Source organism: Arthrobacter sp. ISL-28 (genome assembly GCF_018613875.1).
In the GTDB taxonomy this organism is placed as follows: Bacteria; Actinomycetota; Actinomycetes; order Actinomycetales; family Micrococcaceae; genus Arthrobacter.
The window spans coordinates 1-24,149 of sequence record NZ_JAGGPJ010000004.1 but is presented as its reverse complement, the minus strand read 5'-3'; the positions used below and the strand labels follow the sequence as shown (position 1 = coordinate 24,149).

General features: G+C 60.9%; 32 protein-coding genes. 11 read left to right on the top strand and 21 right to left on the bottom strand.

Features of this window, described 5'->3' with window-relative positions; all coding sequences use genetic code 11:
- Nucleotides 1-12 precede the first annotated feature (12 nt).
- Nucleotides 13-1,374 (top strand): aspartate aminotransferase family protein, encoded by a 1,362-nt coding sequence (locus J7E80_RS02740; RefSeq protein ID WP_215049953.1) that lies wholly within the window; start codon nt 13-15, stop codon nt 1,372-1,374.
- 80 nt (nt 1,375-1,454) lie between these two features.
- Here the strand turns inward: J7E80_RS02740 and J7E80_RS02735 are convergent, their stop codons facing one another.
- Complete coding sequence (locus J7E80_RS02735; protein ID WP_251036369.1) at nt 1,455-1,979, bottom strand: aldehyde dehydrogenase family protein; 525 nt, start codon at nt 1,977-1,979, stop codon at nt 1,455-1,457.
- A 44-nt stretch (nt 1,980-2,023) separates the two neighbouring features.
- On the opposite strand from J7E80_RS02735, the gene J7E80_RS02730 reads away from it, so the two are divergent.
- The 4 genes from J7E80_RS02730 to J7E80_RS02715 all read left to right on the top strand — a co-directional run bounded on the left by J7E80_RS02730 (nt 2,024) and on the right by J7E80_RS02715 (nt 4,474).
- Nucleotides 2,024-2,986, top strand: coding sequence for a transposase (locus J7E80_RS02730; RefSeq protein WP_251036368.1), 963 nt, complete (start codon nt 2,024-2,026; stop codon nt 2,984-2,986).
- A gap of 291 nt (nt 2,987-3,277) precedes the next feature.
- Nucleotides 3,278-3,466, top strand: coding sequence for a hypothetical protein (locus tag J7E80_RS02725; RefSeq protein ID WP_251036367.1), 189 nt, complete (start codon nt 3,278-3,280; stop codon nt 3,464-3,466).
- On the top strand, nt 3,459-4,127 hold the full coding sequence (locus J7E80_RS02720; protein ID WP_215049952.1) for a hypothetical protein: 669 nt from the start codon (nt 3,459-3,461) through the stop codon (nt 4,125-4,127). Before J7E80_RS02725 ends, J7E80_RS02720 begins: the two co-directional genes overlap by 8 nt.
- A gap of 107 nt (nt 4,128-4,234) precedes the next feature.
- Nucleotides 4,235-4,474 carry an MAE_28990/MAE_18760 family HEPN-like nuclease gene (locus J7E80_RS02715; protein WP_215049951.1) on the top strand — a complete coding sequence of 80 codons (240 nt, stop codon included), beginning with the start codon at nt 4,235-4,237 and terminating at the stop codon, nt 4,472-4,474.
- Nucleotides 4,475-4,632: 158 nt separating this feature from the next.
- Here J7E80_RS02715 and J7E80_RS02710 read toward each other — a convergent pair whose 3' ends face one another.
- From J7E80_RS02710 to J7E80_RS02635, 16 genes are all read right to left on the bottom strand, one after another.
- Nucleotides 4,633-5,193, bottom strand: coding sequence for a TetR/AcrR family transcriptional regulator (locus tag J7E80_RS02710; RefSeq protein WP_215049950.1), 561 nt, complete (start codon nt 5,191-5,193; stop codon nt 4,633-4,635).
- Between the two features lie 61 nt (nt 5,194-5,254).
- Nucleotides 5,255-5,728, bottom strand: coding sequence for a nuclear transport factor 2 family protein (locus tag J7E80_RS02705; protein WP_215049949.1), 474 nt, complete (start codon nt 5,726-5,728; stop codon nt 5,255-5,257).
- Nucleotides 5,729-5,778: 50 nt separating this feature from the next.
- The gene (locus J7E80_RS02700; RefSeq protein WP_215049948.1) at nt 5,779-7,404 is read right to left on the bottom strand and encodes a bifunctional 3-(3-hydroxy-phenyl)propionate/3-hydroxycinnamic acid hydroxylase; all 1,626 of its coding nucleotides are present in this window, start codon (nt 7,402-7,404) and stop codon (nt 5,779-5,781) included.
- Nucleotides 7,401-8,279 (bottom strand): fumarylacetoacetate hydrolase family protein, encoded by an 879-nt coding sequence (locus J7E80_RS02695; RefSeq protein ID WP_215049947.1) that lies wholly within the window; start codon nt 8,277-8,279, stop codon nt 7,401-7,403. The genes J7E80_RS02700 and J7E80_RS02695 overlap by 4 nt, the downstream gene beginning before the upstream one ends.
- Before the next feature lie 32 nt (nt 8,280-8,311).
- Entirely contained in the window at nt 8,312-8,917 is a 606-nt protein-coding gene (locus tag J7E80_RS02690; RefSeq protein WP_215049946.1) for a VOC family protein, read from the bottom strand.
- Nucleotides 8,918-8,956: 39 nt separating this feature from the next.
- The gene (locus tag J7E80_RS02685; RefSeq protein WP_215049945.1) at nt 8,957-9,589 is read right to left on the bottom strand and encodes an MBL fold metallo-hydrolase; all 633 of its coding nucleotides are present in this window, start codon (nt 9,587-9,589) and stop codon (nt 8,957-8,959) included.
- Nucleotides 9,590-9,594: 5 nt separating this feature from the next.
- Complete coding sequence (locus J7E80_RS02680; protein ID WP_215049944.1) at nt 9,595-10,329, bottom strand: maleylpyruvate isomerase N-terminal domain-containing protein; 735 nt, start codon at nt 10,327-10,329, stop codon at nt 9,595-9,597.
- Entirely contained in the window at nt 10,310-11,014 is a 705-nt protein-coding gene (locus J7E80_RS02675) for a class II aldolase/adducin family protein (protein ID WP_215049943.1), read from the bottom strand. The genes J7E80_RS02680 and J7E80_RS02675 overlap by 20 nt, the downstream gene beginning before the upstream one ends.
- Nucleotides 11,011-11,352: a 4Fe-4S binding protein gene (locus J7E80_RS02670; protein ID WP_215049942.1), complete on the bottom strand. Its 342-nt coding sequence runs from the start codon at nt 11,350-11,352 to the stop codon at nt 11,011-11,013. The genes J7E80_RS02675 and J7E80_RS02670 overlap by 4 nt, the downstream gene beginning before the upstream one ends.
- The gene (locus J7E80_RS02665; protein WP_215049941.1) at nt 11,352-12,356 is read right to left on the bottom strand and encodes an NAD(P)/FAD-dependent oxidoreductase; all 1,005 of its coding nucleotides are present in this window, start codon (nt 12,354-12,356) and stop codon (nt 11,352-11,354) included. The genes J7E80_RS02670 and J7E80_RS02665 overlap by 1 nt, the downstream gene beginning before the upstream one ends.
- Nucleotides 12,353-13,216: a TAXI family TRAP transporter solute-binding subunit gene (locus J7E80_RS02660; protein WP_215049940.1), complete on the bottom strand. Its 864-nt coding sequence runs from the start codon at nt 13,214-13,216 to the stop codon at nt 12,353-12,355. Before J7E80_RS02660 ends, J7E80_RS02665 begins: the two co-directional genes overlap by 4 nt.
- Nucleotides 13,217-13,371: 155 nt before the next feature.
- Entirely contained in the window at nt 13,372-13,638 is a 267-nt protein-coding gene (locus tag J7E80_RS02655; RefSeq protein ID WP_215049939.1) for a DUF4242 domain-containing protein, read from the bottom strand.
- A 70-nt stretch (nt 13,639-13,708) separates the two neighbouring features.
- Nucleotides 13,709-14,230, bottom strand: a complete 522-nt coding sequence (locus J7E80_RS02650; protein ID WP_215049938.1) for a hypothetical protein — start codon at nt 14,228-14,230, stop codon at nt 13,709-13,711.
- Nucleotides 14,227-14,976, bottom strand: a complete 750-nt coding sequence (locus J7E80_RS02645) for a hypothetical protein (RefSeq protein WP_215049937.1) — start codon at nt 14,974-14,976, stop codon at nt 14,227-14,229. Before J7E80_RS02645 ends, J7E80_RS02650 begins: the two co-directional genes overlap by 4 nt.
- Before the next feature lie 300 nt (nt 14,977-15,276).
- On the bottom strand, nt 15,277-15,726 hold the full coding sequence (locus tag J7E80_RS02640; RefSeq protein WP_215049936.1) for a MarR family winged helix-turn-helix transcriptional regulator: 450 nt from the start codon (nt 15,724-15,726) through the stop codon (nt 15,277-15,279).
- Between the two features lie 29 nt (nt 15,727-15,755).
- The gene (locus tag J7E80_RS02635) at nt 15,756-16,544 is read right to left on the bottom strand and encodes an IclR family transcriptional regulator (RefSeq protein ID WP_215049935.1); all 789 of its coding nucleotides are present in this window, start codon (nt 16,542-16,544) and stop codon (nt 15,756-15,758) included.
- A gap of 121 nt (nt 16,545-16,665) precedes the next feature.
- On the opposite strand from J7E80_RS02635, the gene J7E80_RS02630 reads away from it, so the two are divergent.
- Complete coding sequence (locus tag J7E80_RS02630) at nt 16,666-16,926, top strand: hypothetical protein (protein ID WP_215049934.1); 261 nt, start codon at nt 16,666-16,668, stop codon at nt 16,924-16,926.
- 125 nt (nt 16,927-17,051) lie between these two features.
- Nucleotides 17,052-17,237 (top strand): hypothetical protein, encoded by a 186-nt coding sequence (locus tag J7E80_RS02625; RefSeq protein ID WP_215049933.1) that lies wholly within the window; start codon nt 17,052-17,054, stop codon nt 17,235-17,237.
- 464 nt (nt 17,238-17,701) lie between these two features.
- On the opposite strand, the gene J7E80_RS02620 is transcribed toward J7E80_RS02625, so the two are convergent.
- The 4 genes from J7E80_RS02620 to J7E80_RS02605 form a co-directional block, all read right to left on the bottom strand.
- On the bottom strand, nt 17,702-18,298 hold the full coding sequence (locus J7E80_RS02620) for a hypothetical protein (RefSeq protein ID WP_215049932.1): 597 nt from the start codon (nt 18,296-18,298) through the stop codon (nt 17,702-17,704).
- A gap of 119 nt (nt 18,299-18,417) precedes the next feature.
- Nucleotides 18,418-18,858, bottom strand: coding sequence for an aldehyde dehydrogenase family protein (locus J7E80_RS02615; RefSeq protein WP_215049931.1), 441 nt, complete (start codon nt 18,856-18,858; stop codon nt 18,418-18,420).
- Between the two features lie 17 nt (nt 18,859-18,875).
- On the bottom strand, nt 18,876-20,153 hold the full coding sequence (locus J7E80_RS02610; RefSeq protein WP_215049930.1) for an FAD-binding oxidoreductase: 1,278 nt from the start codon (nt 20,151-20,153) through the stop codon (nt 18,876-18,878).
- Nucleotides 20,154-20,180: 27 nt separating this feature from the next.
- Complete coding sequence (locus tag J7E80_RS02605; RefSeq protein WP_215049929.1) at nt 20,181-20,852, bottom strand: haloacid dehalogenase type II; 672 nt, start codon at nt 20,850-20,852, stop codon at nt 20,181-20,183.
- A 359-nt stretch (nt 20,853-21,211) separates the two neighbouring features.
- Here J7E80_RS02605 and J7E80_RS02600 point away from each other — a divergent pair, with 359 nt between their 5' ends.
- From J7E80_RS02600 to J7E80_RS02585, 4 genes are all read left to right on the top strand, one after another.
- Nucleotides 21,212-22,138 carry an ABC transporter substrate-binding protein gene (locus J7E80_RS02600; RefSeq protein ID WP_215049928.1) on the top strand — a complete coding sequence of 309 codons (927 nt, stop codon included), beginning with the start codon at nt 21,212-21,214 and terminating at the stop codon, nt 22,136-22,138.
- 47 nt (nt 22,139-22,185) lie between these two features.
- Complete coding sequence (locus tag J7E80_RS02595) at nt 22,186-22,959, top strand: amino acid ABC transporter permease (protein WP_251036364.1); 774 nt, start codon at nt 22,186-22,188, stop codon at nt 22,957-22,959.
- 118 nt (nt 22,960-23,077) lie between these two features.
- Nucleotides 23,078-23,845, top strand: coding sequence for an amino acid ABC transporter ATP-binding protein (locus J7E80_RS02590; RefSeq protein WP_215049927.1), 768 nt, complete (start codon nt 23,078-23,080; stop codon nt 23,843-23,845).
- A 2-nt stretch (nt 23,846-23,847) separates the two neighbouring features.
- Nucleotides 23,848-24,096, top strand: coding sequence for a hypothetical protein (locus J7E80_RS02585; protein ID WP_251036363.1), 249 nt, complete (start codon nt 23,848-23,850; stop codon nt 24,094-24,096).
- Nucleotides 24,097-24,149: the final 53 nt, after the last annotated feature.

Genomic DNA, 24,149 nt, shown 5'->3' with positions numbered 1-24,149 from the left:
CAAGGAGACATCATGAGCACTACTCCCCAAACCATCCGCAAGCCGTCCCGGGCCATGATCAACGGCTTTGATCCCAACCGCCTCGGTGAGCTCCCGGATCAGATGCAGAAGAACATCCGCCGCCGGGACCAGAGCCTCGGACCCGGATACCGGCTCTTCTACGACACCCCCCTGGAAATCGTGCGCGGCAAGGGCGTCACCTTGTTTGACCGCGACGGAAACGAGTACCTCGACGTTTACAACAACGTCCCCTCTGTCGGTCACGCCCACCCGCGCGTCATAGCGGCCGTCCACAAACAGATGCAGACCCTGAACACCAACACCCGGTACGTCCAGGAATCCATCCTCGATTACTCCGAGCAGCTGCTCTCCACGTTCCCGGCAGAGCTGGGCCACGTCATGTTCACGTGCACCGGGTCCGAAGCCAATGACCTCGCCATGCGCGTGGCAAAATACGCCACCGGAAACCAGGGCATCATCGTCACCTCCGGCGCCTACCACGGCCTGACAACCGAAGTAGCGTCCTTCTCGCCGTCCCTGGGCGCGGGTGTGCCCCTCGGAGCGAACGTGCGGGTCATCGACGCCCCGGACGCCCTCCGCTACTCCTCCGATCAAGGATCCTTGGAGGACCACCTGCGGAACCAGGTGCGGGCCGCCATCGCCGACCTGCACCGGCACGGCATCGGACTGGCGGCCTTCATCGCCGACAGCATCTTCTCCTCCGACGGCGTCTTCGCCGGCCCCGCAGGCTTCCTCCGCCCCATCATCGAAGAAGTACACGCCGCCGGCGGGCTGTACATCGCCGATGAAGTCCAGCCCGGCTTCGGCCGCACCGGCGAGGAATGGTGGGGCTTCCAACGCCACGGAATCGTCCCGGACATCGTGACCATCGGCAAACCCATGGGCAACGGGATCCCCGTCGCGGCAGCAATCTTCAAGCCCGAACTGCTCGTGGAGTTCGGCAAGAACATCCGCTACTTCAACACCTTCGGCGGGAATTCCGTAGCCATCGCCGCTGCCCAGGCCGTCCTGGACGTGATCCGCGAGGAATCACTCATAGAAAACGCCCGCAAGGTCGGCGAAAAGATCATCACCGGACTGAAACACCTCACCCAGGACCTGGACCAGGTCGCAGAAGTCCGCGGAAGCGGCTTCTTCATCGGTGTCGACCTCGTCACTGACCGATCCACACTCACACCCAATGGGGAGGCCGCCGCCGGCATCGTGAACGCCCTCCGGCAGGACCGGATCCTCATCTCCGCCTGCGGCGCCCAAGGCAACGTCCTGAAACTCCGTCCCCCCATGCCCTTCTCCATGAATGACGCCGACCGCCTGATCGAAGCACTGGGCCGCGCCTGCAAGGCACTGCGCTAACGGCCAGCGTCGGGAGCTCGGGCCGGCTCGCGATAGCCACAGGGGGTATCTTCCAACTGGAAGGCACCCCCTGCTGTCATCTACTGCCACTCCAGGACCTGATCGAACAGCGAGGTGTGCACGTACACGCGCTGGACCGAGAGGCAGTTCTGCCCGGCCACACCAAACGCGCCGGCCACGATGGCCTTCGCCGCCGCGTCTGGGTCAGCGTCGGCGCAAACGATCGTGGCGTTGTTCCCGCCAAGTTCGGACAGGATCTTCTTCGCACCGGCCATGGCGGCGATGCGTTCCGCCGTCTCAGGGCCACCGGTGAAGGAAATCAGGTCCACCCGGGGGTCCGTGACAACAGCCTCGGACACACCGGGGCCTGTCACGATCGCCGCGATCCGGCCCGACGGTACACCCGCCTCCAGCAGCAGTTGGACAAAAGCCAGGCCGGTCAGCGGCGTCCGCGTGGAAGGCTTAAGGACGACGCCGTTCCCACCGATAAAGGCCGGGCCCAGCTTGTGTGCCACGAGGTTCAGCGGATCATTGAACGGCGTGATCGCCGCGATGATTCCCACCGGCTTCCGGCTGTACCAGCCGATCTTGCCAGCACCGGCCATACTGTCCTCAAAACCCAGGGTCTCCCCCGCAAGCACTGAGGAGAATGGAGGCGGTAGCAGGGGAGAGGTTCCTGACTTGCCCGCTTCGTGACGGCCAGGACCACCGTGTGATGGCGCTGTCCCTGAGGAGATCTGTCGGTTCAGCTTCCCTGCTTGACGTCGTCGAAGTCAACAAGGGCCATGCCCAAGTGCGCAACAGGATGGGCAAAAGCGACGCCATCGACGCGGAGGCTGCCGCCCGCAAGGTCCTCTCCGGGGAGTCTTCATCACCGCCGAAGGACACCACCGGAACTGTGGAAGCCATCAGGAACCTTCATCTGGTGCACGACTCAGCCATAAAATCCCGCAGCAGCGCTCTGACGCAGCTCCGAGACATCCTCCTAACGGCACCGGGAGACCTCAGAGCACGTTTGGACGCCAAGACCCTGGAGGGAAAAGCCACCCAGGCACGAAGCCTCCGACCAGTTCTTAGCCGCATTCACGGGCCCGAACAAGCTGCGAAATACGCCCTTCGCGAGCTGGGCCGGCGCGTCCAGGAGCTCACGTCGCAGATCAAAGAGGTAGAGAAGCACCTGACCACCTTGGTCAAGAGAGTTGCACCGAGAACAGCGGCGCTGCCGCAGGTCGGAATCGTAAGCGTCGCACAGCTGCTCATCACAGCAGGGCAAAACGTCGACCGATTCCACAGCGAGGCCGCATTCGCCAGGCTATGTGGAGTCGCGCCGATACCCGTCTCTTCCGGGAAATCACACAGAATGCGGCTTCACCGCGGCGGTAACCGGCAGGCCAACAGGGTTATCTACCTCATTGCCATCTGCCGCCTGCGCTACGACCCGCGATCCCAGGCCTACCGAGACCGCAAACGTGCAGAAGGGCATTCCACCTCGGACGCCATCCGCAGCCTTAAGCGCTTTGTCGCAAGAGAGCTTTATTACGCCCTCAAATCAGATCTACTAGGTGAAGGCAAGACTGCTTGGCCTGGTCAGGAGAAGGTGCATGCCCAGTGATCCCGCATGTCTATCGCATTATCAAAACAAAGTCTGGCTTGTAGTGTCGGACTATGGAAGGCCCAGAAGGACCAAAGCGCTGGGAACCAAAGATGACTCGCGGCAGCTTCCGCTTCATGTTCGTCTCCTTCACGATCATTGCGCTAGGGCAGTTGGTGGTCCTGATCCTCTTTCGCGCCTCGGGGAGACCATGGGATCTAGCCGACTACATGTGGGTTGCCGCTTTTTTGGCACCTTTAGGAGGTTTAGTGTGGCTGCTGCTTGTTCGTCGGCATGACAAGCCCTTTTGGGATGAGGAAGAGGCCCGCAGGGCTGACTGGGACGCTGGACTGCACGCCAAACGACCTGTTCGAGCCATTCGTTGAGATGCGCGCCGCGGCAACGGCCAACGCCCCGAAGCGCAGCGAAGACCTCGGCATCCAACCGGGCAACCCGATCGCGAAACCTGTCCGCCTCGTCGCTCGTGAGGACGGTGAGTAGGCCACGCAAAGCAGAGGATCCGGTCCGGTGGCTGGTCCCCTGCAACCGCTGCGGCCAGCACCATAAAACCGTCGCCCGGTGGCCTGACGGCGGAATCTGCGGCTACTGCTACCAGCAAGCAAAACGCACCCGTGGAGTCTGCGCCTGCGGCCACGAAGGCGTCCTGCCGGGAATCATCGATGAGCAGCCAGCATGCCGCAGCTGCTCGGGCGTTCGTCTCAACGTCGACTGCGAGGGCTGCGGCGCCGAAGACGAACTCTATTGCGGTGGACGCTGCTGGACCTGCATCCTCGGCGACGTCGTCGACAACCTGCTAACCGACCCGACCACGGGAACCATGGCCACGGAGCTGATCACCTTGGCAGGTGCACTAAAGTCAATGAAACGGGCCAACAGCAGCATGACCTGGATCCGGCAAAAGCACGTCACGGAGTTCCTTCGAAACCTCGCGGCAGCACCCAAGTTCAGTCAGGAAACCTACGACGAACTGCCCGACTCGCGCACCCGCGAATACGTCCGCGGGCTCCTCATCGAACACGGGGTACTCCCCCAACGTAATGCTCTTCTGATGCGCTATGACAGCTGGGTCACCCAAGCACTGGAACGCGTCAACGACCCTCAGAACCTTGACGTGATCCCTGCTACAGGTCTCCGCGATTGAGCAAGCATCGGCACCAACGAGTTCGCTTCATTCCTTGTAGAAGGTTTCGCGGGTAAGGCCCGTCTTGCTGAGGACCTCGTCCAAACCCAAAGCAACCATCAAAGGTTTTGTCTGATGTAGTAGCGCGTCTAGGTCTACCGCGCCGTTTGGAGTACACGACGCGAGCAAACATGATTGACGAGGAGCTCGTCAATCGCAGAAACACAATCGCACATGGACAGTTCTTGGAGCTCAAGGCCAACGATTTCCTAGCCCTTCATGAGAACGTGCTTGCTCTGCTACAGCTCTTCACCGACGATGTTAAAAATGCCGCCTCCACGAACGCCCACCTGGCAGATACTGTCTAGCGGCCGTTAGCGCCGGATCCTGTTCCATTGTTCGTGACGGGCCTTCCAGTTGGCGTAACGTCTGGCGGAGAGGGTGTTGCCGATTCTTGCCTGACCAAAACAGATGCCGATTGTCGGCTGGCGGCGCACGGAGTCGGCAACCGTGCCGAAGGTGATTTCTAGCTTCTGGTCAGGCCGCCGCTAAGCGTCCGCGCCCAAGGCTCGTTGATATCGGCTAGTCCGAGACTTGCTACGACGTTCTCCAACATGCCGTCGCCAAACCACTGACGTACCGCCTCGTCGGACCTTATATGTTCGCTTACAACCATGACCTGTTTCGCATAGCATGCCCGCACGGCGTTGGCTACTATAGGTTCATCGGTTGCACAGTTGGCCTGCATGAGGAAGCGCATGACGTCGCTCTCCACAACAAAATCGGTGTAAGCGCTGTGCGCCGCTGCTTGTAGGTTCTCAGGTGAATTTACCGAGGCGGCCGCTTCCGACAACTTCTCTGCCAGGGTCGTCGCCATCAGGTCGGACACGAACTCGACCGAGCTAGCGAACAAGGATGGCTTGTCGGGGAAGAGTCGGTAGACGTATGGCTGCGAGATCCCTGCGCGCTCCGCAATTTCATGAGTCGTTGTGCCGTAGAGGCCCTTCCGTGCAAAGCAAGAAACCGCCGCTTCGAGTACGGTTTGACGGCGCTGGTTGCTTTTCGCGCTAGAGCTCAGAATGGTCATAGTCATAGTCAAGCATGCGGCGAGGCGCCTCTGCACCGCGCCGCATGCTCACGCACTGGTGTCAGTTCTTGAAATTGCGGACAACTGACTGTTCGCCCTCATGGCCGTCGGGGGTGAGAGCTTCCAAGGCGACCAGGGGATTCCAGTAGTCAAGGTAGCGGGTGATCCGCCCCTCGTCGTCGGTGTAAAGGACAGAGATGCAGGTCTGCTCGTATGCCTTCTGCGTCGGTATAGCCCGCCCGGCCGTGCGGAACTCTGCGATAGCCAAGGTCGGTTCGACGGTCTCGTGGAAGAGAATGTCGACAAATTCGATATCGAATGTGGCCGGGAAGCTGCTCATATGCGCGAGGAGGGCCTCATGCCCTTGAACGACATTTGGCACACCCGCCGGGGCATATGGGAATTCAAGTACTCCATCTGGCGCGAAGAGTTTCACCCATTCGTCGATCTGGCCGGACGAGACAAGACGAAGGTGCTCTGAGAGCGCGTGCTTGGCGGTGTTCTTGGTTTCTTTTTGTGCATTTTGCGTGCCCATTAAGGTCTCCTTCTCTGGTTAGCGATCTGTAGTTAGTGATCAATCAATAACTAGTGTAGCGCGTGGCTTTGAGCTCTGTCCACGGGCAGGCCTGCTCTGGTCGACTTGCCCGTTACTGCTCGCACGTAGTCCGAAGCCAATGTGAGGAGCTCCTCGCCCGACGATGCAGTTCCGAAGACGTAGAAGTCCGGCCTGACGAGCACTGCCGTGATGTCCCATTCCCGGAACCATTCGGCGTAGGTCCCGTTTACGTCTTCGAACCTTGCCCATTCCTGGTTGATGACGGATGCGGGACCGCCAAAGGAGGTGACGGCGATCCCCAGGGCCTTCAGTGTCTCCCGGGAAGAGACCGGCAGCTCCTCTACCGGTTCGGCGACTATCAGAGCGCCAGAGCCGAATGCATCGTCGAACTTTTGTGGTGAGTCGGAGCCTTCCAGCAGAACAACGCCCTGGCGGGAGAGGTACCCCCCACGGTCGCCGGAGTGCACACCTGCGCCCAGCCGCGGGGCCGGCGGCGCTTGCGGAGTCCGGCCCGACTCCCGTTCTGCGATCATGGCGCGGTCCCGTTTTGCTGCCGCCGCAGGATCGGTAATGCAGATGATTTGGCCAAGCGAGCGGGAGAAGTCGATGAAGTCCGAGACATGAGTGACCCGCTCAGACGCGTATGAATCGAGTAGGTCGTCCTCCGCTATCCCGCGGAGGACGAGGTCGAGCTTCCAAGCGAGGTTGACGCAGTCCCGGAACCCGGCCGCCAGGCCCTGCCCGGCGAACGGTGGCATCTGATGGGCGGCGTCACCGAGCAGGAACACCCGGTTGACGCGCCAGTTCTCAGCCCATCCGGAGTTGAAGGTGTAAACCACTCCCCGCTCGATAGCGGAGTTGGCGGTTGTTACCCCGAACGGCTTGAGCAGCTGCCAGATGCGTTCGGGGTCGACGAGAGACTCGACCGACTCGTCGTTAAGGCGCATGAATTCCCACCGACGACGGCCTGGCCCCGCCGGCACTACGGTTGTCGGCCGCTTCGGGTCGCACACCTGTTTCGCGAGGTGAGTGATTTCGAGACTAGGACCTGGAATGACATCGACAACCAGCCAATCGAAGAAGTAGCCAAGGTCGTGCCAAGGGACTTCCGCAGCGGTCCGGGTGCTGCTGCTGGCACCATCTGCGCCGAGCGCGTAGCGGGCGCGGAACCGGGTCACGGTCTGATCAGCAACGTCCTGCACCTCGATCTCAACGCCGCCCGACCCTTGCCCGGTCACCCGCGCGTCGACGCCGCGTCGGATAACAACGCGTGGAAGGTTCTGTAGCTTTTCGTCGAGATGGCGCTCAAGGGCGGGTTGATTGTAGAAGTAGGTGTTGTTCCACCCAGACGGGTCAATTCCCGTCCAGTCGACTTGGTGCAGTACGTCGTCGTCAGCATTGACCCAGACGTACATGTCGTCGTAGGGTTCGACCGCGTCTGGCATGCTGTCCACGGGCATGCCTGCGTGTTGCAAGACCCTGGCAATCTCGGCGTCGTGAGCGACCGCACGTGGGAGCGGGTAGGTTGCGTCCTTCCGCTCGAGGATGGTCACCGAATGACCCGCCCGTGCCAGTAGGAGCGCCGCCATCTTTCCGACCGGCCCCATTCCGATAATGACAACGTCCGAGTCGATCCCATTCGATGGCGAGCTCATGGATTGCTGCTTCGGAAACGCTGAGTAATCGATCCGATGCCCTCGATGGTGGTGATGAGCGTTTGACCGGGTTTCAGGTAGGTGGGCGGGTTCATGCCCATTCCCACCCCTGCCGGCGTCCCGGAGAAGATCACATCTCCCGGCAGCAGTTCCACTAACGCGGAGAGCTTTTCAACGAGGACAGGAAGCGAGAAGATCATCTGCGAGGTGCTGCCTGACTGGAGGATGCTCGTCGAACCGTTTGCCTCTTCAAGAGTGCATCCGATTTTCAGGTTCTGTGGATCGTGCTCGGCGCGGATTTCTTCGATGCTGGTAACCCAGGGGCCGAGCGGGGCGAAGTTTTCAAGCGATTTCCCAAGACTGAACTGGGCAGGAGGGGCCCACCACTGAATAGTTCTGTCACTCAGGTCCTGTCCGACCGTGAACCCTGCGATGTGGTCCCAGCCCTCGGAGCGGGGAATGTCTCGGCCACCCCTGCCGATTACCGCAACGAGCTCGGCCTCCCAGTCGACCATGTCGCTGGGCAGCGTCACATCGCTGTCCGGCCCGGCGAAGCTCGAGACGAACTTGGTGAAGACAACGGGCTCCGCAGGAGGCTCCAGCTTCGATTCACGGGCATGGTCGGCATAATTGAGGCCGATGGCGAAGACCTGCCTTGGATGGCCGACGGGATTTCCGAGGTCGCGCTGCTCGAATGAGCGTGCACTATCTAGCTCGTCGAGATCTAGCGTCTTCGCCCACTCACTGAACTCATCCCATCTCCGGTAGAGGCCCTGGGGGTCAGAAGGGAACAGATTATTGCTCGCCGAGGCGATATCGACGGCGGAGTCTGATTGGATCAGGTGTGCGCGTCCTGCGATGCTTGCGATTCGCATATTTCTCGTTTTCCTTTGTCTCGTCTGCTCAGTTACCAGAGTTCGGGCAGGTATACCTCAGGGGCGACTGCGGGTGCGTATTGGCCTGTGCGCGTTCGTCGATGGATTTCTTGAGCATCAAGACCCTCGTTGCGGGCGGCGACTAGCTTCTCCGGGTCGAAGTGAGCGCCGATCGGGTTCGCAGCGAACTCCTGCGACGCCCACATCCACTCTTTTGATTTCGACCAGCTTCCAAAAGCGTCAACCTGGATCTCGACGCCGTTGCCTTCCGGGTCTTGGTAGTACATCGAGATCGTCATGCCGTGGTCGAGGTTCAGGAAAGGGTCGACCCCAACCGCGTGCAGTCGCTCGTAATTGTCGAGCCACTGGTCGAAGTCCGCGTATTCGAAGGCGGTGTGATGTAGGCCCGCGGTATGGCCCTTGTCCACCGGCGCTTTCAGTCCCGGTAGGGCGAGAAGTGCAATGCGGTGGTTCGCTGCGTCATTGGTCAGCCACGCTCCCTCTGGCGAGTAGTACACGGGCTCAAGGCCGGCGACGGCCTCGTAGAACGCCACCATTTCGTCGAGCTTCCTCGTGGCGAACGTGGTGTGGTGAAAGACCGGCCGGGAGATCGGGCGTACTCGGCGCTGGGATGGCATGTTCTCTCCTGAAGTGTGGGGACTATGAGCTAGATAAGCTCAGATATTTGTGGCGGTTCCCCGCTCCAGGGGGACAAAAGAGGTGCCCTCCGGAGCGAGTGCGGTCAGCAATTGGTAGTGCAGTGCCTGATGCAGGTGAGACAGACCGGCCTCGTGTATGGGTATCGCGACACGGGGCGACACGGAACGCTCAAAGTCAATGGCCTCTTGAAGACGCATCCAGGGCCCGCCCACGGGAAGCAGAAGGACGTCGACCTGACGGGCATCGTGAGCGAATGAGTCGCCCGGGTGCCAGATCCGACCGCCGAGCACGAACCCCGTGCTGGCGACGTTCGGAACGAGGGGGTGAATAACGGCGTGCTCGGCTCCGGTCGCCTCAATCGACAGTCCGCCGACGTTTCGGGTCTCCCCCGGCTCGATGACCAAGACGTTAGCTTCCTCGGGAAGTTTGGCCGCGACCGCCGCGTTTGAGATGATCGTCACTCCGCCATTGCGCTCAAGGACGGTGGCGAGCCTGTCCATTGCAAAGTGGTCCGCATGCTCATGGGTGATGAGGATCAAGTCCAGGTCGAGGAGATCGTCGAAGCCGGTTGAGTACCCTCCGGGATCGATCAGTGCTCGTACTCCGTCGACCTCGACGAGGACACAAGCATGGCCAAGATGTGTAATCAACAAGGCTATCCTCCGGCTTTCTCAAACTCACGATGGCATCTCCACGCTGGAAGGGTAGGGACCCCGCCGCCGTCCGCCGCCGTCACCGCACCCGCGAGAGGCCGGCCCGTGAGCCAGGCCAGCAGGTCACGCGGAGAGCCTTGTACTATCGCGACCTCGCCAATTGCATGGAAGACCTCGAGACTGCCGTCCGAGCACAACCGCGTGCGGGGCCAGTCCGGCACTTCGGCAAGTTCGGTGACGACTTCGACAAGAATCCCTGCAACGGTCTCACCATCAAGCTCCTCGGCTACCCGCATGTCGAGGTCATGGACGATGATCTCCACGAGCGCGTCCCACAGGACTCTGTCAATTCCCGGCGCACGTCCCCGATCAGTGCAAACAAACGCAGCAGTTTCGTCGCGTAGCCGGCTCAGTGCTGTTGTGATGTCATCGATCACAACAGCGCCAGGACGGTGCCCGCCCGGATCCTCGGGCCAACGACGTAGCTCGTCAACCGGAGGAATACCACCGGTGCGGAACTCGTGCAGGATGTCAGCGTAGTCATCCGCACACCGAGCCACATGGGTGATCACCTGCCCGATCGTCAGGTCGGGAAGAGACGACTCGTGGTGGAAGTCGATCTCCCAGAGGACCTCGACGGAGGAAAGGAAACTGGAGGAGCGTTGATTGAGCCAACGCGGAACACGATCAGATTTGTGGTCTTGTAGGCCCCGAGGGCTACTCCCGGTTGTGCTCACGGCGGCCCTTCCGAACAAGATAGCGCCAACCTGCATCCAACTGGCGGGAATTCCAGATCTGCTCGCGCTTAAACTCGGTCTCGGTATCGTCGGACCACAGCCTGGGACCACCGGCAGCGATGGCATTCAGAGCCGTGCGGCAGGCACGCTCGAGAAGCACCGCATACATAACCGCTGATCCGATGTCAGGCCCCACCGTCACCGCCCCGTGTTTGGGTAGGAGGATCCCGCGCGCATCGCCTAACTCAGCCGCCACGGCCCGACCTAAATCCGCCGAGGCGATTAGCGCTCCAGTAGCGCTGAATCTCGGAATCTGGGGTGAGGCAAACGGGACTGCGTCGTGGGAGATCGGCTGGAGCGGGACGTCGAGCGAGGAGAATGCGCTGAGTGCCGGAGCGTGGGTATGGACGACTGCTCCGACATCGGGGCGGGCTAGGATGATTTCGGTGTGTATCGGGTACTCAAGGTGTCGTGGCTCGTCTCCTTCAAGGACCTCGCCATCGGACCTGACCAGAATGACCCGTGGCTCGTCGATCTCCTCGAACCCCCAGCCCGCCGACTTCATCCAGACGCCGCGTCCGCCCGGGTCGCGGACGGAGGCATGGCCCCAGACCATGTCTCCGAGTCCCGCGGCGCTAAGAGCGAGACTGGCGTCGACGACATCGGCGCTCGGCTGTCCGGTCATGACCGCTCCCTGGCCACGTTGGTGGCGAGGGGAGTGTCCACCCCGACCGGACCGACGGTGGTCGCTCCCCCCGGGTCGCCGAGCGGGGCATCCCGCCCAGGCAGGGGCTCGGCGAAGAAATCAGTGTTGTCCTTCATCCACACCGGATCCGGGAGGTCGTTCAGCCCGCCGCGGATCGCAGATACAGGGCAGGCCGACATGCACGCCCCGCACTCGATACATTCGTTCGGATTGATGTAGCGCTTCTCCAGTCCTTCATAGATGCAGTCCACCGGACACACATCCACGCAGGAGCTGTCGAGTTCGCCAATGCATTCACTGCCGATTACGTAAGCCATCAGTCTTCCTTTCCGCCCACCATCGCGTGGATCTTCTCTGATGAATGCCCCGGGAAGACATCCTCCCCAGGGCGGAGCAGCGCAGCGATGTTGTTGACAGCTGTGGCAGCCTCGCCGAATCCGACCACCATGAGACGGACTTTGCCCGAATAGGTCGTGATATCTCCTGCCGAGTACACGCGAGGTCGGCTCGTCGACATGTCGGTAGCGACGACGATCTGACGACTCTGTAATTCAAGGCCCCACTCCATAAGTGGCCCAAGGGACGCAATATGGCCCGACGCGGGTATCACAACGGAGGCGTCAACCATCGTGTGGTCGCCCGTCTTGGTGTTCCTAATCGTGACCGCTTCGACGGCCTCTGCTCCATGGAGCGCCGCTATTTCGGAGTCCATATGAACCGATGCCGACGTCCTCATCAGTTCAGTGATTGTGCTGTCGAGCGCAGTGAACCGGCTCCGGCGGTGGACCACGGTCACCGAACGCGCATGCGCTTCCAGCGCTACCGCCCAATCGAGTGCGCTGTCGCCGCCGCCGACCACGATGACGTCGGCCGCTTCGTATGCCTCCGGCGGCCGGACGATGACATCGACTCCCGCCCCGGTGAAGGCGTCCACCACTGGAATCGGGCGCGGCGTGAAACGCCCGATTCCTGCGGTCACAAGCAGGGCACCGCAGTTGATGACAGTCCCCATTGAGGTAGTCACCCGAAGGCCGTCCCCGTTGTCCTCGAGCGTCACGCACTCTTCACCGAGCAGAATCGCAGGCGCTGCCGACTTGGCCTGTTCGACCAGTCCTACGATCAGATCGCGTCCCTTGACAGCAGGGAAGCCGGCAACGTCGTAAATGTACTTCTCCGGATACAGCGCCCCGGTCTGGCCGCCCAGCTGCGGAAGGCTGTCGACGAGGGTCACGCTCAGACCGCGCATACCCGCATAGTAGGTTGCGAAAAGACCCGTGGGTCCGGCACCAACGATGAGCAGATCCGTTTTCAGGTCGATCATTTCCACATCAATCCTTCGGTGAGCGGCGCTTGTTCCGCCAGGTCCTCGTAGGCACGCAGGGCGCCAGGATGCAACGGAATACTCGTGTCCCTGAGCGCCCTAGGGTCAATCGGATACGTCAGCGGAGTCCGGTCCCGCGGGAACGAGCGGTACTGCACTTCTAAGGCCAGCCGCGTCATGACCATGCACCACGCAGCGAGGTAGGCCACATCCTCGGGGAGGTCCTCTCGGCAGATGACCTGGAAGTCCGAGAAGTCAATCGTCCGAATTGGCTGGTCCTGTTCCGGAAGATACCCAACAGGCAGCTCACCAGCTGGCCAGCCGAGACGTGAAAGCCCGGCAAGAACTTGATCGCCCCATGGGATATACCGGACATGTCGTCGAGACGCGATGCGCTGCCACGACGGCGTCATGACCGCCTCCTGGATGACGACGTTGGCCTCACCGGATTCGAACGCGTGCAGAGCGGGGAACGGTCTCTCCCATTCGAGCATGCGTGCCCCGCGACTAACTAGCGCAGGCACGGAGGCACCCGCGAGCTCGAGACCTAGATGCGCAATCAAGCCGATCACATTGACGCCATCGTTTGGCGACGTTGCGATGACCAGCCTGTCAGCTACATGGAGCAAATCAGAGGCCGTGTGAACCGGCAACGACGCGTCGACCGCGATCACGAGTCGATCATCGTGACCGAGCGTGCCGAGGGCACGAAGTTCGCCGTGCGCCGGGGTTCCCAGGACCGGGGAACCATCACGGGCCAGTGCGGCGATCGCCGCCGGAGTGATGACGGCGATGTCGGCCTCATCATCATCGAGTGCGGCGACCTGGTCAAGTCCGCCACGACCGCACCAAATTGACAACTTCGAGTCTTGATGTGACCGGTCTCCGATTTCCTGGGACAGCCATCCACAGATCCTCGTCATGTTCGCCTGGCCCCAGTCCCCCCGGAACCGCAGATTCAGGGGCCGATTGATGAATGGCGCTGAACCGGAGGCAACCGCGTTTAGGACTCGGGTCACGACGGCATGCCGTCTAGGCCGGCGCGGTCGAGGGCGAACTGAATTTCGGTCACAGTTTCCACCGGCCACCCGATGCGTTCGAATTCCGACTGAATACCTTGCTCGCTTTCCCCCTCGTACACCGTGACGATATATCCCTCGTCGAGGTTGACGTACAGGTTGCGGAACTCCGCATAGACACCTGCTTTGACGTCCGGGATGTATCCCTGGATCTCCTCTTCGGACAGTCCGGGTGAGCGGTGAATGCTGAGGTAGAGCGACATGTGTGATCTCCTTCGATCAGGTGCATGGAAGCGGTTTGAAGGCGGTTTGGAGGCGGTAGTTGGGCAGGAGTCAGCCGGCCCATCCAAGCGACTCAAGTGAGATGGCATCTGCGAGGGTGCCGCAGGAACTGCACAGACGATCCGTGTCGTTGAACTCGCGGATCGCCGCCGCATAGACAAGACGTGGAGTTACGGCTCCCTCGTGAATCCACTCGAGCCGATAGCTTTCGTTGCCGCACTGCTCGCAGAAGAACGCTGCCCCGCGACGTACCGGTTCGTTCGAGGTGTACCGCACGAAGACTGACTCCTCGACCGGTACGATTCGATGCGGAGTGCCGGCGGGAACGTAGATGTTGTCTCCGGTCTGGGTCCGGAAGCTGTTCACCGTGCTGTATTTCATTTCGACACGGGCACGTCCCGACATCTGAGCCAGAACTGTGTCCTCATCGATAATGAGGCAGAACGGCTGCGGGATCGTGTTTCGGGATAGCTCCACCTGCGGATCAACGTCTTCCGGGATGAGCGCGACGTCCTCAAAACTGCCGATCTCAGCTGCCGCCTTGAAGGCGGGAATGGCGCGACGACGTATCATGCGGTTCGCTCGGCTTCGGCCGCCGCGGTCAACGCGTGATATGCAGAGTTCACGATGCGTGTCTGCTTCACCATGCGCGTCCAATTCCACGGTTCGGTGGGCAATGGCACATTCTCAAAACCGCAGCCTGGACAGGCACGGCCCTCGGCCGAATTGCGGATCGCAGCGAACTCAGAAGATCCGGCCTGCGTGGAGAACTGCCGTATGAAATCGTCTTCGCGTCCAAAGCGTGCCGGATCAAAGTCGGGCGCGCCGAACGGACCGGCATCGTACTCGTGACGGATCATCTCCTGCTTGCATTCCTGGCACTTCGCGACCATGGCCTCCTTCTGGCCCTCCTCGGTCGACTGCCTCTGCGTAACGGTGACGATTACAAACGCTTCGGGATCCTTTTCGTCTTTAAGGAATGAATTGACCCCGTGGTACTTCTGCGTAGCCATAATCTGACCGGTCGACAGCATCGCGTTGTTCGAGCCCCATGTGATGACAACCTCAGAGGCGGTGTTCCAGTGGAAGTACTGCCCGTGCTCGCGTTCCGGCCCGCCCCACATGACTGCAGCACACGGGACGATGGCCCCGGCGTCGTCGTAAGGAAATATCGGAACGAGCTGAGCCACTTGCTTTGACACTCGCTCGTACACGCTGACCTTCAGGGGCTCTCGGGCCCCTGAAGGCCTCGGTATCTCTCGAGCCTCGGACAGCTGGGGCAGGATCACGGTGTCGTGTTTATTGGTTGTCAGACTCACCCAGATCTCCTTTGATTTCAGAATCGCATGTCTCGGTAGATGACACATGTTATGTCGTCGAGTGAGACACAACACTAGCTTGCCGGATCCACTCTGACAAGGAAAATGGCCGACTTTTCGCTCCTCAAACGATGGGAAGACGTTTCCATGGACCACCGACTCTTTGACAATAGACTGTCATAAGCTTTGTCATGCATAAGGTTCTGATATCAGAGTGCCGTCTCGCTTTGGTCGCGTGCGAGTTCACGAGCAGCGCATGTTCCGCGCGGCTTTTCGCCGCCATCAGGCGCTGCGGTTACCCTAGTCTCTGCTTTGCAGCAGGCCACGGAGTCGGCGTAGTCGCCTCATCGTCTCCGTGATCTCTGACTCAGTTAGGATCTCTTCCATAGCTGCGGTCCAGTCGCGCCGCCATCGGTGAAGGGCTTCGTCGTATGCGGTCTGGCCCTCTGCCGTGAGAATCATGAGACGCGAGCGTTGGTGACGTGGGTTCGCCTTTAGCTCGAGCAGTTTAGAGGCGACCATCTCGTTGGCTAGTCGCTGGACCGCCTGCCGCGTCAAGCCCATGTTGCGAGCGATTTCCGCCACCGTAGGTGCGGTCGGCGCGAGTGCTACCGCGCCGAGCACCTGCCAACGCGCGCTAGTGAGTCCCGTGTCCTTAACCGCCTCATCACCCGCCGAAAGTAGGCGCGCGTTGACGCGGAATATCTCGAAAATGAGTTCGTCGATTGGTCGTGTCTCCCGCGCCTGCATGAGTTCATGCTGTCACGTCTTTATCGGACCTATCGAAAACGAAGGTTGTAGCGGTTTGCCACGGCGGCCGCCATCTCGCCTGCCTCACGCATCCAGGTCCCGTCCCCGCGCGATTTAGGAGCAGTAGCGGCGATTGCTGCCTGAGGTCGGCCTAAAGGATCACAGAGGACTGCTGCTACCGCACTTACATCAGGCTCGCTTTCGCCATTGTTGGTGGCATATCCGCGGGCCCGCACGAGCTCCAACTCGGCTAGAAGGTCCACCCGCCGCAGTTGGCCACGCTGAGGGGTACCTCCGATGATTTCAAAGGGGAAGATCTTCAGAATCTCTTCATCACTCATGGCTGACAGCAGCGCCTTACCGGCCGCGGCGGAATGAGAAGGGAGTGTCCAACCGACTCGGCTCCTGGTGCGCACCGAATACTCGCTCTCTATGCTGTTGAGATAAAGCACATGGTCGCCTCGCAGGACGGCCAGATGAACAGTCTCTCTCGTTAGTTCCGCAAGCTCGACCAACGCGCCGGTCATTGCATCTTCATCGCTGCTTCGGCATACGGAACGGCCGATTGCTGTCAAAGCGGGACCGGGAACGTATGAACGCGTTGAAGCCCGATGTTCCACGAAGCCATGAAGCAGCAGAGTCGTAAAGAGACGATGAACGGTCGAGCGGGATAGCTGCAGCCTTTTGCTGGCCACACCTATCCCGATCTCATCTTCACTCTCGAACATGCGCAACAGCATGAGGACATTGGCCGCCGCTCCGATCTCTCCGGCACGACGAGAACCGCGCGCCTCATCACCGGAAGTGAGATTCTCCATAGAGAAGAATTATGACAGAACCCATCGGCGGCGCACTCCCCGCCCGGCCCGTGAAGCGGAACGCCACCAGGCAACGAAATGCGTGCCGAAATCCTAGGCCCTGGCCGGGCCTGTCTCCTTTATGCAGAACAATGTTGTCATGACACCCTGCCGTCTGCGGCCTTTATCCCCACATCAGGTAGTTCAGCTTCAAGATGCGTTGCTGGCGAGTGCTGATCTCCCCCTAGTGTTCGCGCTGACCATTCTCGACGGCGGCCACGTCGCGCTGGCCCACTCGCCGGCCATCCTCGGAATGGAAGAGTCCGGCAGAGCCCTGGACAGCATGACGCCGAACCGCTACTGGGAAAACTGGACGCAAGAAAACCCATTAGCTATCGCATAGACGCTGGACTGCTACCGGGGGGCCCAACCAAGGTGTTCGCGGACATCGCACAACAAGGGGGTTGAGCGGGATCCGTGCAGCCGTTGGCGGTGTCGTGTTTGGACCTCATCGGTACACCCGATCAAGTGGCCGACCAGATGGGAGATGCGATGGAACAAATTGGGGGTGACGGCTTCCTGATCAACGGTCCTCTCAGCCGGGTTTACGTTTCACAGATCACCGATGGTCTCGTGCCTGCGCTGCAGCGTAAGGGACTGACCAGAACGGAATATGGCCACGCAACATTCCGGGAAAATCTGATGGCCTTCTAAGCATCTTCAGAAATAAGGGGTGGCTGGTCCGGTAAACTCGACCAGCCACTTGCCGGGTTTCGAAGCGTTCCTGGCGTTTCGTGCCTCCCGCGCTCCATTACCGGCATCCACAGGGGCCAACCATCCAAGGCTGCAGCCAGGGCCGCGGCCTCCGCTTTTCACCCACCTAAAAGGAGCAGCCATTAGGTTCAGTTCCGAACACGAGGCCTGGCAGCAGCGGTTCCTATTGCTTAACGTCCTCACGGCCAACCATCGCAGTGTTGAGTCTTCCGAGCCGGAACCACTGCCGCGAAACGCTCTAGAAGGAAGCTGACGATTGATACCGCAGGATCCCCCGTCGGGGCCCCTGGGTGTATTCCTCAGTCGGGTCTGCCGTCCAATTCTTGACCAGGGCATTCCGAGAGTGGTCACTTGTCCAGACGGTGTCTGGACAAGTGGATTCTTCACTTTCACGGACGCCAGCTTTAAAGGCGGTCCTTCTGTTCGTCAGCAGGGTAGATGCCAGCCGCCTTCAGGCCCGCGATCGAACCCCCGACTTCAATGACACCTCTGTCGGTTTTCACATACACAACGGTATGGCCGCGGCCGAGATACCAAGGTGCAACAGCCGGAGTTCTCAACCCACCCGTCATCGGTGTGACGTCCGCAAGCATCACTGGCTCGCCGATCGTAGAACCAGTGAAAGCGTTTCTCGGCTGAAAGATCAGCGACCCCTCTTCCACCTTCGCATACCCAAAAATCCACCCACGCTTGTCAGAGGCGGCAGGCGGAGAAAAGCCTGGGGGCAAGGACTTCGGCCCCGGGCGAATGCTGCATTCAACGATGCCAAATTGGGCATCCTTGGCAGCCCGTTGCCTCCTTAGCGGGGCGACTAGCAATGTCAGAGCGAAGTAAATGGCGAGAGTGGCCACGAAGACGATTTCCAGAAAGACCCATAAACCGACCTTTTCGAGAAGGGGGATGATCGCAGCGGCGATCGGCAGACCGACACCGATACCAGCCACGTCATAGGCTTTTTCCCACCAACTATGCGGCGTTGGATGGAGCTTCTCGGCAGTCATGATGCCCTCCGGCCCTTCGGCGTGCCCCGATCCATTTGAGCGTAGTCTCCCAGACAAGGACCGCTCCGGATAGGGCTCATGCCCCGTGAAGCCGCAGGCGTTTCCACCCCTCGATTTGTCTATAGGAACATCTCCCCGGAGGCCGCGGCGGAGAGCCGCAGGGTTTCGATGCAGCGGCGCACTTCACGCTCCGCCTCCGTGATGGTCTTACTGCTCTCGGCAGCAATGATGTTGGCGAACCGCTCAGCCTGCTCCATCAGCAGCCGGGCTGCCCTTTCCAAGGCCTCCCGGCGCAAACGGAGCGGCCACCGGTCGCGTTGCACGTGCCGGTGGATATGAGCGATCGCCCGACTCACATCCGCCGGCGTCGAACTGCATACCCGCCCCAGCAGGAAGCCGTATTCAGGATCCCGTACTTCCAAGGTCAGATCAGCGCGCTGCCACTGACCTTCAAAGAAGGCACCGCCGGGAAGATTCGCGACGTCGTTCCGGTCGTCGGACGTTCCGGGAGTTGGGGCTGATTCCGGGCGCGCGTCAACAGCGTTTATGGATGGAAGCATGGGATTTCCTTCGTGGCCTAGCTGAACCGGTCAATGATTTTTGCGGCCCCGCCGATGAAGGGAAGGAACCAGGGCGGGCCGAAGTGGCCCGGCACGGGCGGATTCTTCAGGTCTTCCCAGACGTTCGCTGACTTGTCGCCAGCCATATAGTGGGCCATGCGCTTCCCCATGTGGGCTGCCATCTGCACCCCGTGTCCGCTATAGGCCATGGAGTAGTAGAGCCCGTCGTGGACGCCCGCGTGAACCATCTGGTCCATGGAAAGGTCCACCAGGCCGCCCCAGATGTAGTCCACCTTGGCGTTGGAGAGGTACGGGAAGAGTTCGAGCATGGCCTTGCGCAGGATCTCCGCGCTCTTGACGTCCGAGTCCGGGCTGGACAGCGCAAACCGGGCCCGGCCGCCGAAGAGCAGACGGTTGTCCGGCGTAATCCGGAAGTAGTAACAGAGCATCTTGCTGTCCGAGGCCATGCGCCGGTTTGGCAGGATCCGGTTGACCACGTCTTCGGGCAACGGCTCGGTACAGATGATGAAGCTGCCCACCGGGATGACGCGGCGCTGCAGCCACGGGGTCACCCCGCCGGTGTAGCCGCTGGTGGCGACCAGGACCTGCTTGGCCCTGGTGATGCCCCGGGTCGTGTGCACGTCATGCACAGTGCCCGAAACCTTCTTCAGCTCCGTGACACCGGCTTCCTCGCAGATATCCGCCCCGGCGGCAACAGCCGCCCCGGCCAACCCATGCACGAACTTGCCCACATGCAGCCCTGCTCCCAGTGGGTCAAGCATGGCCCCCTGGTAGAAGTCCGTGCCGATTTCACTGTGGATCTCGGATTTGGGGATCACGGTGACGTGGTGGTCGGCCAGTTTGGCCAGCTTCTCCTGCGACTTCAGGAAGCCCTCATAGTGGGACTTGTGGAAGGCCAGCGAGAGCTTTCCGAAACGGTTGTAGTCGCAGTCGATGCCATTGTCATGCACCAGCTTCTCGATGCTGTCGATGGCGTCGTTGTATTCCTGGAACATCTCCACGGCACGCGTGGCGCCGTAGCGCTTGACCGCGGTGCTGAAGCTGATGGCCAACCCGGTAGTCGCCATTCCCCCGTTGCGTCCCGATGCGCCCCACCCCACGGTGTGGCGTTCGAATACGGCAACACTGGCGCCCTGCTTGGCAAATTCAAGGGCCGCTGACAGCCCGGTAAATCCGGCGCCGATGATGGCGACATCGACGTTCTCGGGAACCGGAGTGCGCCGGTAGTCCCCGGAGGGTTCGGCAGTGTCCAGCCAATAGGGGTTGAGTTTCACGGTTTGACCTTTCGCCTCGAAGTCGGTTTAGAGACCGAGGTGCTTGTTGATCTCGTCCAGGGACTTAACGGCGTTGTAGTCGTAGCCTCCGGTAATGGGGTCATAGCCACGGTCCAGCACCCAGAGGTTCCGGAAGCCCATGTCGTGCATCGGATGCATGTCGTACCGTGTGTGAGAGGCGATGTGCAGGAAATCCTCCGGCTTGGCGTTCAGGGTATCGAGCATGTACTCGAAGGCCTGGTAACGCGGCTTGTAGGCCTGGGCCTGCTCAGCGGTCAACACGGCGTGGAAGTCTGCGCCGAGCTTGGGAATGCTGATCTCCAGGAAGCTGTCGTCGGCGTTGGACAGAGCCACCAGCTGGTAGTTGTCGCCCATGAGCTTCAGCGGGGCCGGCACGTCATCGTGGGCACCAAAGCTGCGTACAGCGTCAGCGAACTCCGCGCCCGCACCAGGGGTCGGCCCAATGCCAAAAAACTTGCATACCCGGTCAAAGGAATTCTGAAGGATCTGCTCGTACGGCTTGTAGTCGCCAAGGACCTCGTCGAACCGGTACCCGCGGAAAACCTTCTTGAACGCAGGCCACTCCTCTTCAGGCAGACGGCCTGCGAGCAGCCGGCGGGTAGTGGAATCAGTATTCCAGTTGATCAGTGTGCCGTAGATATCAAAAGAGATGTACTTCGGCCGGTTGGAGTCTGCCATGATTCGTCCATTCATTGAAGAGGCCCGCATGTGGCCTTCCGCTTTTATGAGGTGTCTGGGCTCCTCGGCCTCCTTTCGTACTGAAGACCCGGTCGCCCAATACGTCGACTCTAAAACCGCCCTTAGCATTCTGTCAACAGTTGAACAGTTGAGCTACTTTGGCCTCATCTTTATTGTTGACAGTTGAGCAGTTGAGTAGTTCACTTGGTCTAGATGCGGACGAGATCCAGATCACAACGAGGAAAAGTGAGCAGCAACCTATCGGGCATCTTATTCAGCAAGGTATGCCCTATTGTCCTCAAATATCACACCTGTTTCAGCGGACTAAGTTCGGCTGAAGGCCATTCGAAGGAACCACCATGAAGACCATCAATAAAGTCCAGACTGCCGCTGCGGGGCTTGCTGTCCTGCTGGCCCTGACTGCCTGTGGCGGCGCGGCAACGGGCACTCAGGGGACGGACATCCCGAAGACGCAGAACACCCGTGACATCTCAGAGGGTGTCCAGCCGGATGCCGCCGCGGTGGCGCTGCTGCCCGAGTCCTACAAGGCCAAGGGCGAACTGACCGTGGCGATGGACCTGAGCTCCCCGCCGATGACGTTCCTCGCCGAGGACAACAAAACCCCCATCGGCGTGAACCCGGACCTCGCCCGCCTGGTCGCCAAAAAGCTTGGACTGAAGCTGAAATTCGAGAACACGGCATTCGACACAATCATCCCCGGCATCGACGGCGGCCGCTACGACTTCACCGCCACCACGATGTCCGCCACGGAAGAGCGGCTCAAGGTCCTGGACATGATCAACTACCTCAAGGGCGGCTCGGCCGTAGCGGTAGCCAAGGGCAACCCGCTCAATCTGACCAACGACACGCTCTGCGGCAAGAACATCGGCGTGACCAAGGGCTCCACCCAGCAACTCAAGCACCTGCCGAACGTCTCGAAATGGACCTGCGAGGAAAAGGGCAAGCCGGCCATCAACGGCATCACACTGCCCAACGTCCAGGAAGCCCTGACCCAGCTGGACTCCAAGCGGATCGACGGCGTCTTCTACGACGCCAGTGCCCTGGCCTGGGCACAGGTCCAGCAGCCCGACCACTTCACCGTCCTGGAACCCAGGATGGATACCCGCACGAACACCAACGTCGCCATGGGCCTGAAGAAGGGATCACCCTTGACACCAGCCCTGCAGAAAGCCATCCAGTCCGTTCTGGAAACCCCGGAATACAAGGAGTCCCTGGAGTACTGGGGCCTGGGCGAATCAGCCATCACTGAAGCCACAATCCGCTAGGGGGTGCTCCGATGTTGAAAACGATTCCCCAAGGAAGTGAAACTACAATGACCGGGACGGATTCAGCGCTCAAGCCACGGCTCAAGCGGCGGAGCACCTTTGAGTATGTTGCCTGGGTTCTGTGCAGCCTGATCGGCATCGGCATCCTGATCTCGGTTTCGACCAACCCCAACTTCAAATGGGGTGTCGTTGCCAGCTACTTCACCCACGACACGATCGTGCGCGGCCTGATGCTCACGATCTTCCTGACCTTTGCCAGCATGGCCCTGGGCACTCTTCTGGGCCTGGGCCTGGCGATCATGAGGGGCTCGAGCATCAAGCCGATTGCGGCCACGGCGGGTGTCTACATCACCCTTTTCCGTGGCACCCCGGTCCTGGTGCAGCTGATCTTCTGGTTCAACGTCTCCGCACTGTACCCGAACCTGACCATCGGGATCCCGTTCACGAACATCGGCACCGCGGTCGACATGAACGCCCTGATGGCGCCCATCACCGCGGCCCTGGTCGGCCTGACCCTCAACGAGGCCGCCTACATGGCCGAGATCATCCGCGGCGGGTTCTCCTCGGTCGGCAAGGGCCAGATCGAGGCCGCCGACTCCCTCGGCATGAGCGGGGCGATGAAGATGCGCAAGGTCATCATCCCGCAGGCGATGCCCTCGATCATCCCCGCGACCGGCAACCAGGTCATCGGCATGTTCAAGGGAACCTCCCTCGTCAGTGTGCTCGGTGTCGCCGAGCTGCTCCAAAGCGCCCAGCTCATCTACGCCCGCACCTACGAAACCATCCCGCTGCTGATCGTGGCAGCCTCTGGTACCTCGTGATGACCCTGCTGCTGAGCTACCCGCAGTCCAAGCTCGAACAGAAATACTCCCGCGCAACCTCCAGGCTTCCCCGAAAGGCGAAAAAAGTTGTGCTGACCGAACCGGAAGGGGCCCTCCGATGAGCAACGACGGAACGATTCTTGCCCAGAAAATTCGAAAGTCCTTCGGCCCCAAGACAGTCCTGAAGGACATCAACCTGGAAATCGCCAGCGGCGAAATCTGCTGCATCATCGGCCCCAGCGGCTCCGGTAAGTCCACCGTCCTGCGCTGCATCAACGGCCTGGAGACCATCGACTCGGGGGTCCTGAAAGTCAACGGCGAGGACTTCGGCTACTACGAGACCGACACCGCCTACCACGCCGTCCCCCCGAAGAAGCTCGCCCAGCAGCGCACCAGGGTCGGCATGGTCTTCCAGCAGTTCAACCTCTTCCCCAACATGACCGCCCAAGAAAACATCATGTCCGGGCCGGTCCTGGTCAAGGGCGCTGACAAGAAAGAGTCAGCCAAGCGGGCCCAGGAACTGCTGACCAGTGTCGGCCTGGCCGGGTTCGGGGACTACTACCCGGCCCAGCTTTCCGGCGGGCAGCAGCAGCGCGTCGCGATCGCCCGGTCCCTGGCCATGGACCCCGAGATCATGCTCTTCGACGAACCCACCTCCGCCCTGGACCCCGAAAAGGTCGGCGAAGTCCTCATGGTCATGCAGGATCTGGCCAAGAAGGGCATGACCATGGTGGTCGTCACCCACGAAATGGGCTTCGCCCGCGAAGTGGCCGACTCCCTCATCTTCATGGACGACGGCTACATCGTCGAACGCGGCGACGCCCGGGAAGTCCTGCGCAACCCCAAGGAACCCCGGACCCAGGCCTTCCTGGAAATGGTGCTCTAACCATGAACGGAAAACTCGCAGTCATCGGCCTGGGCAGCATCGGAAGCATGGCCCTGTGGCAGGCCTCCCGCCTGTCCGACTCAGTGGTCGGATTCGAAGCCCAGAGACCCGCCCATGCCCGCAGTGCCGTGGGCGGCGATACCAGGCTCTTCCGGATGATCTACCGCGGAGCCCCCGACCTCTACCCATCCTGGAACGCTCACGTGATCTCTGGGCCGAGCTCGAAGCGGAAACCGGGCAGAACATCCTGATCCGCTGCGGCGGCCTCTCCATCGGAACCAAAGACGGCCCCTACCTCTCGGCC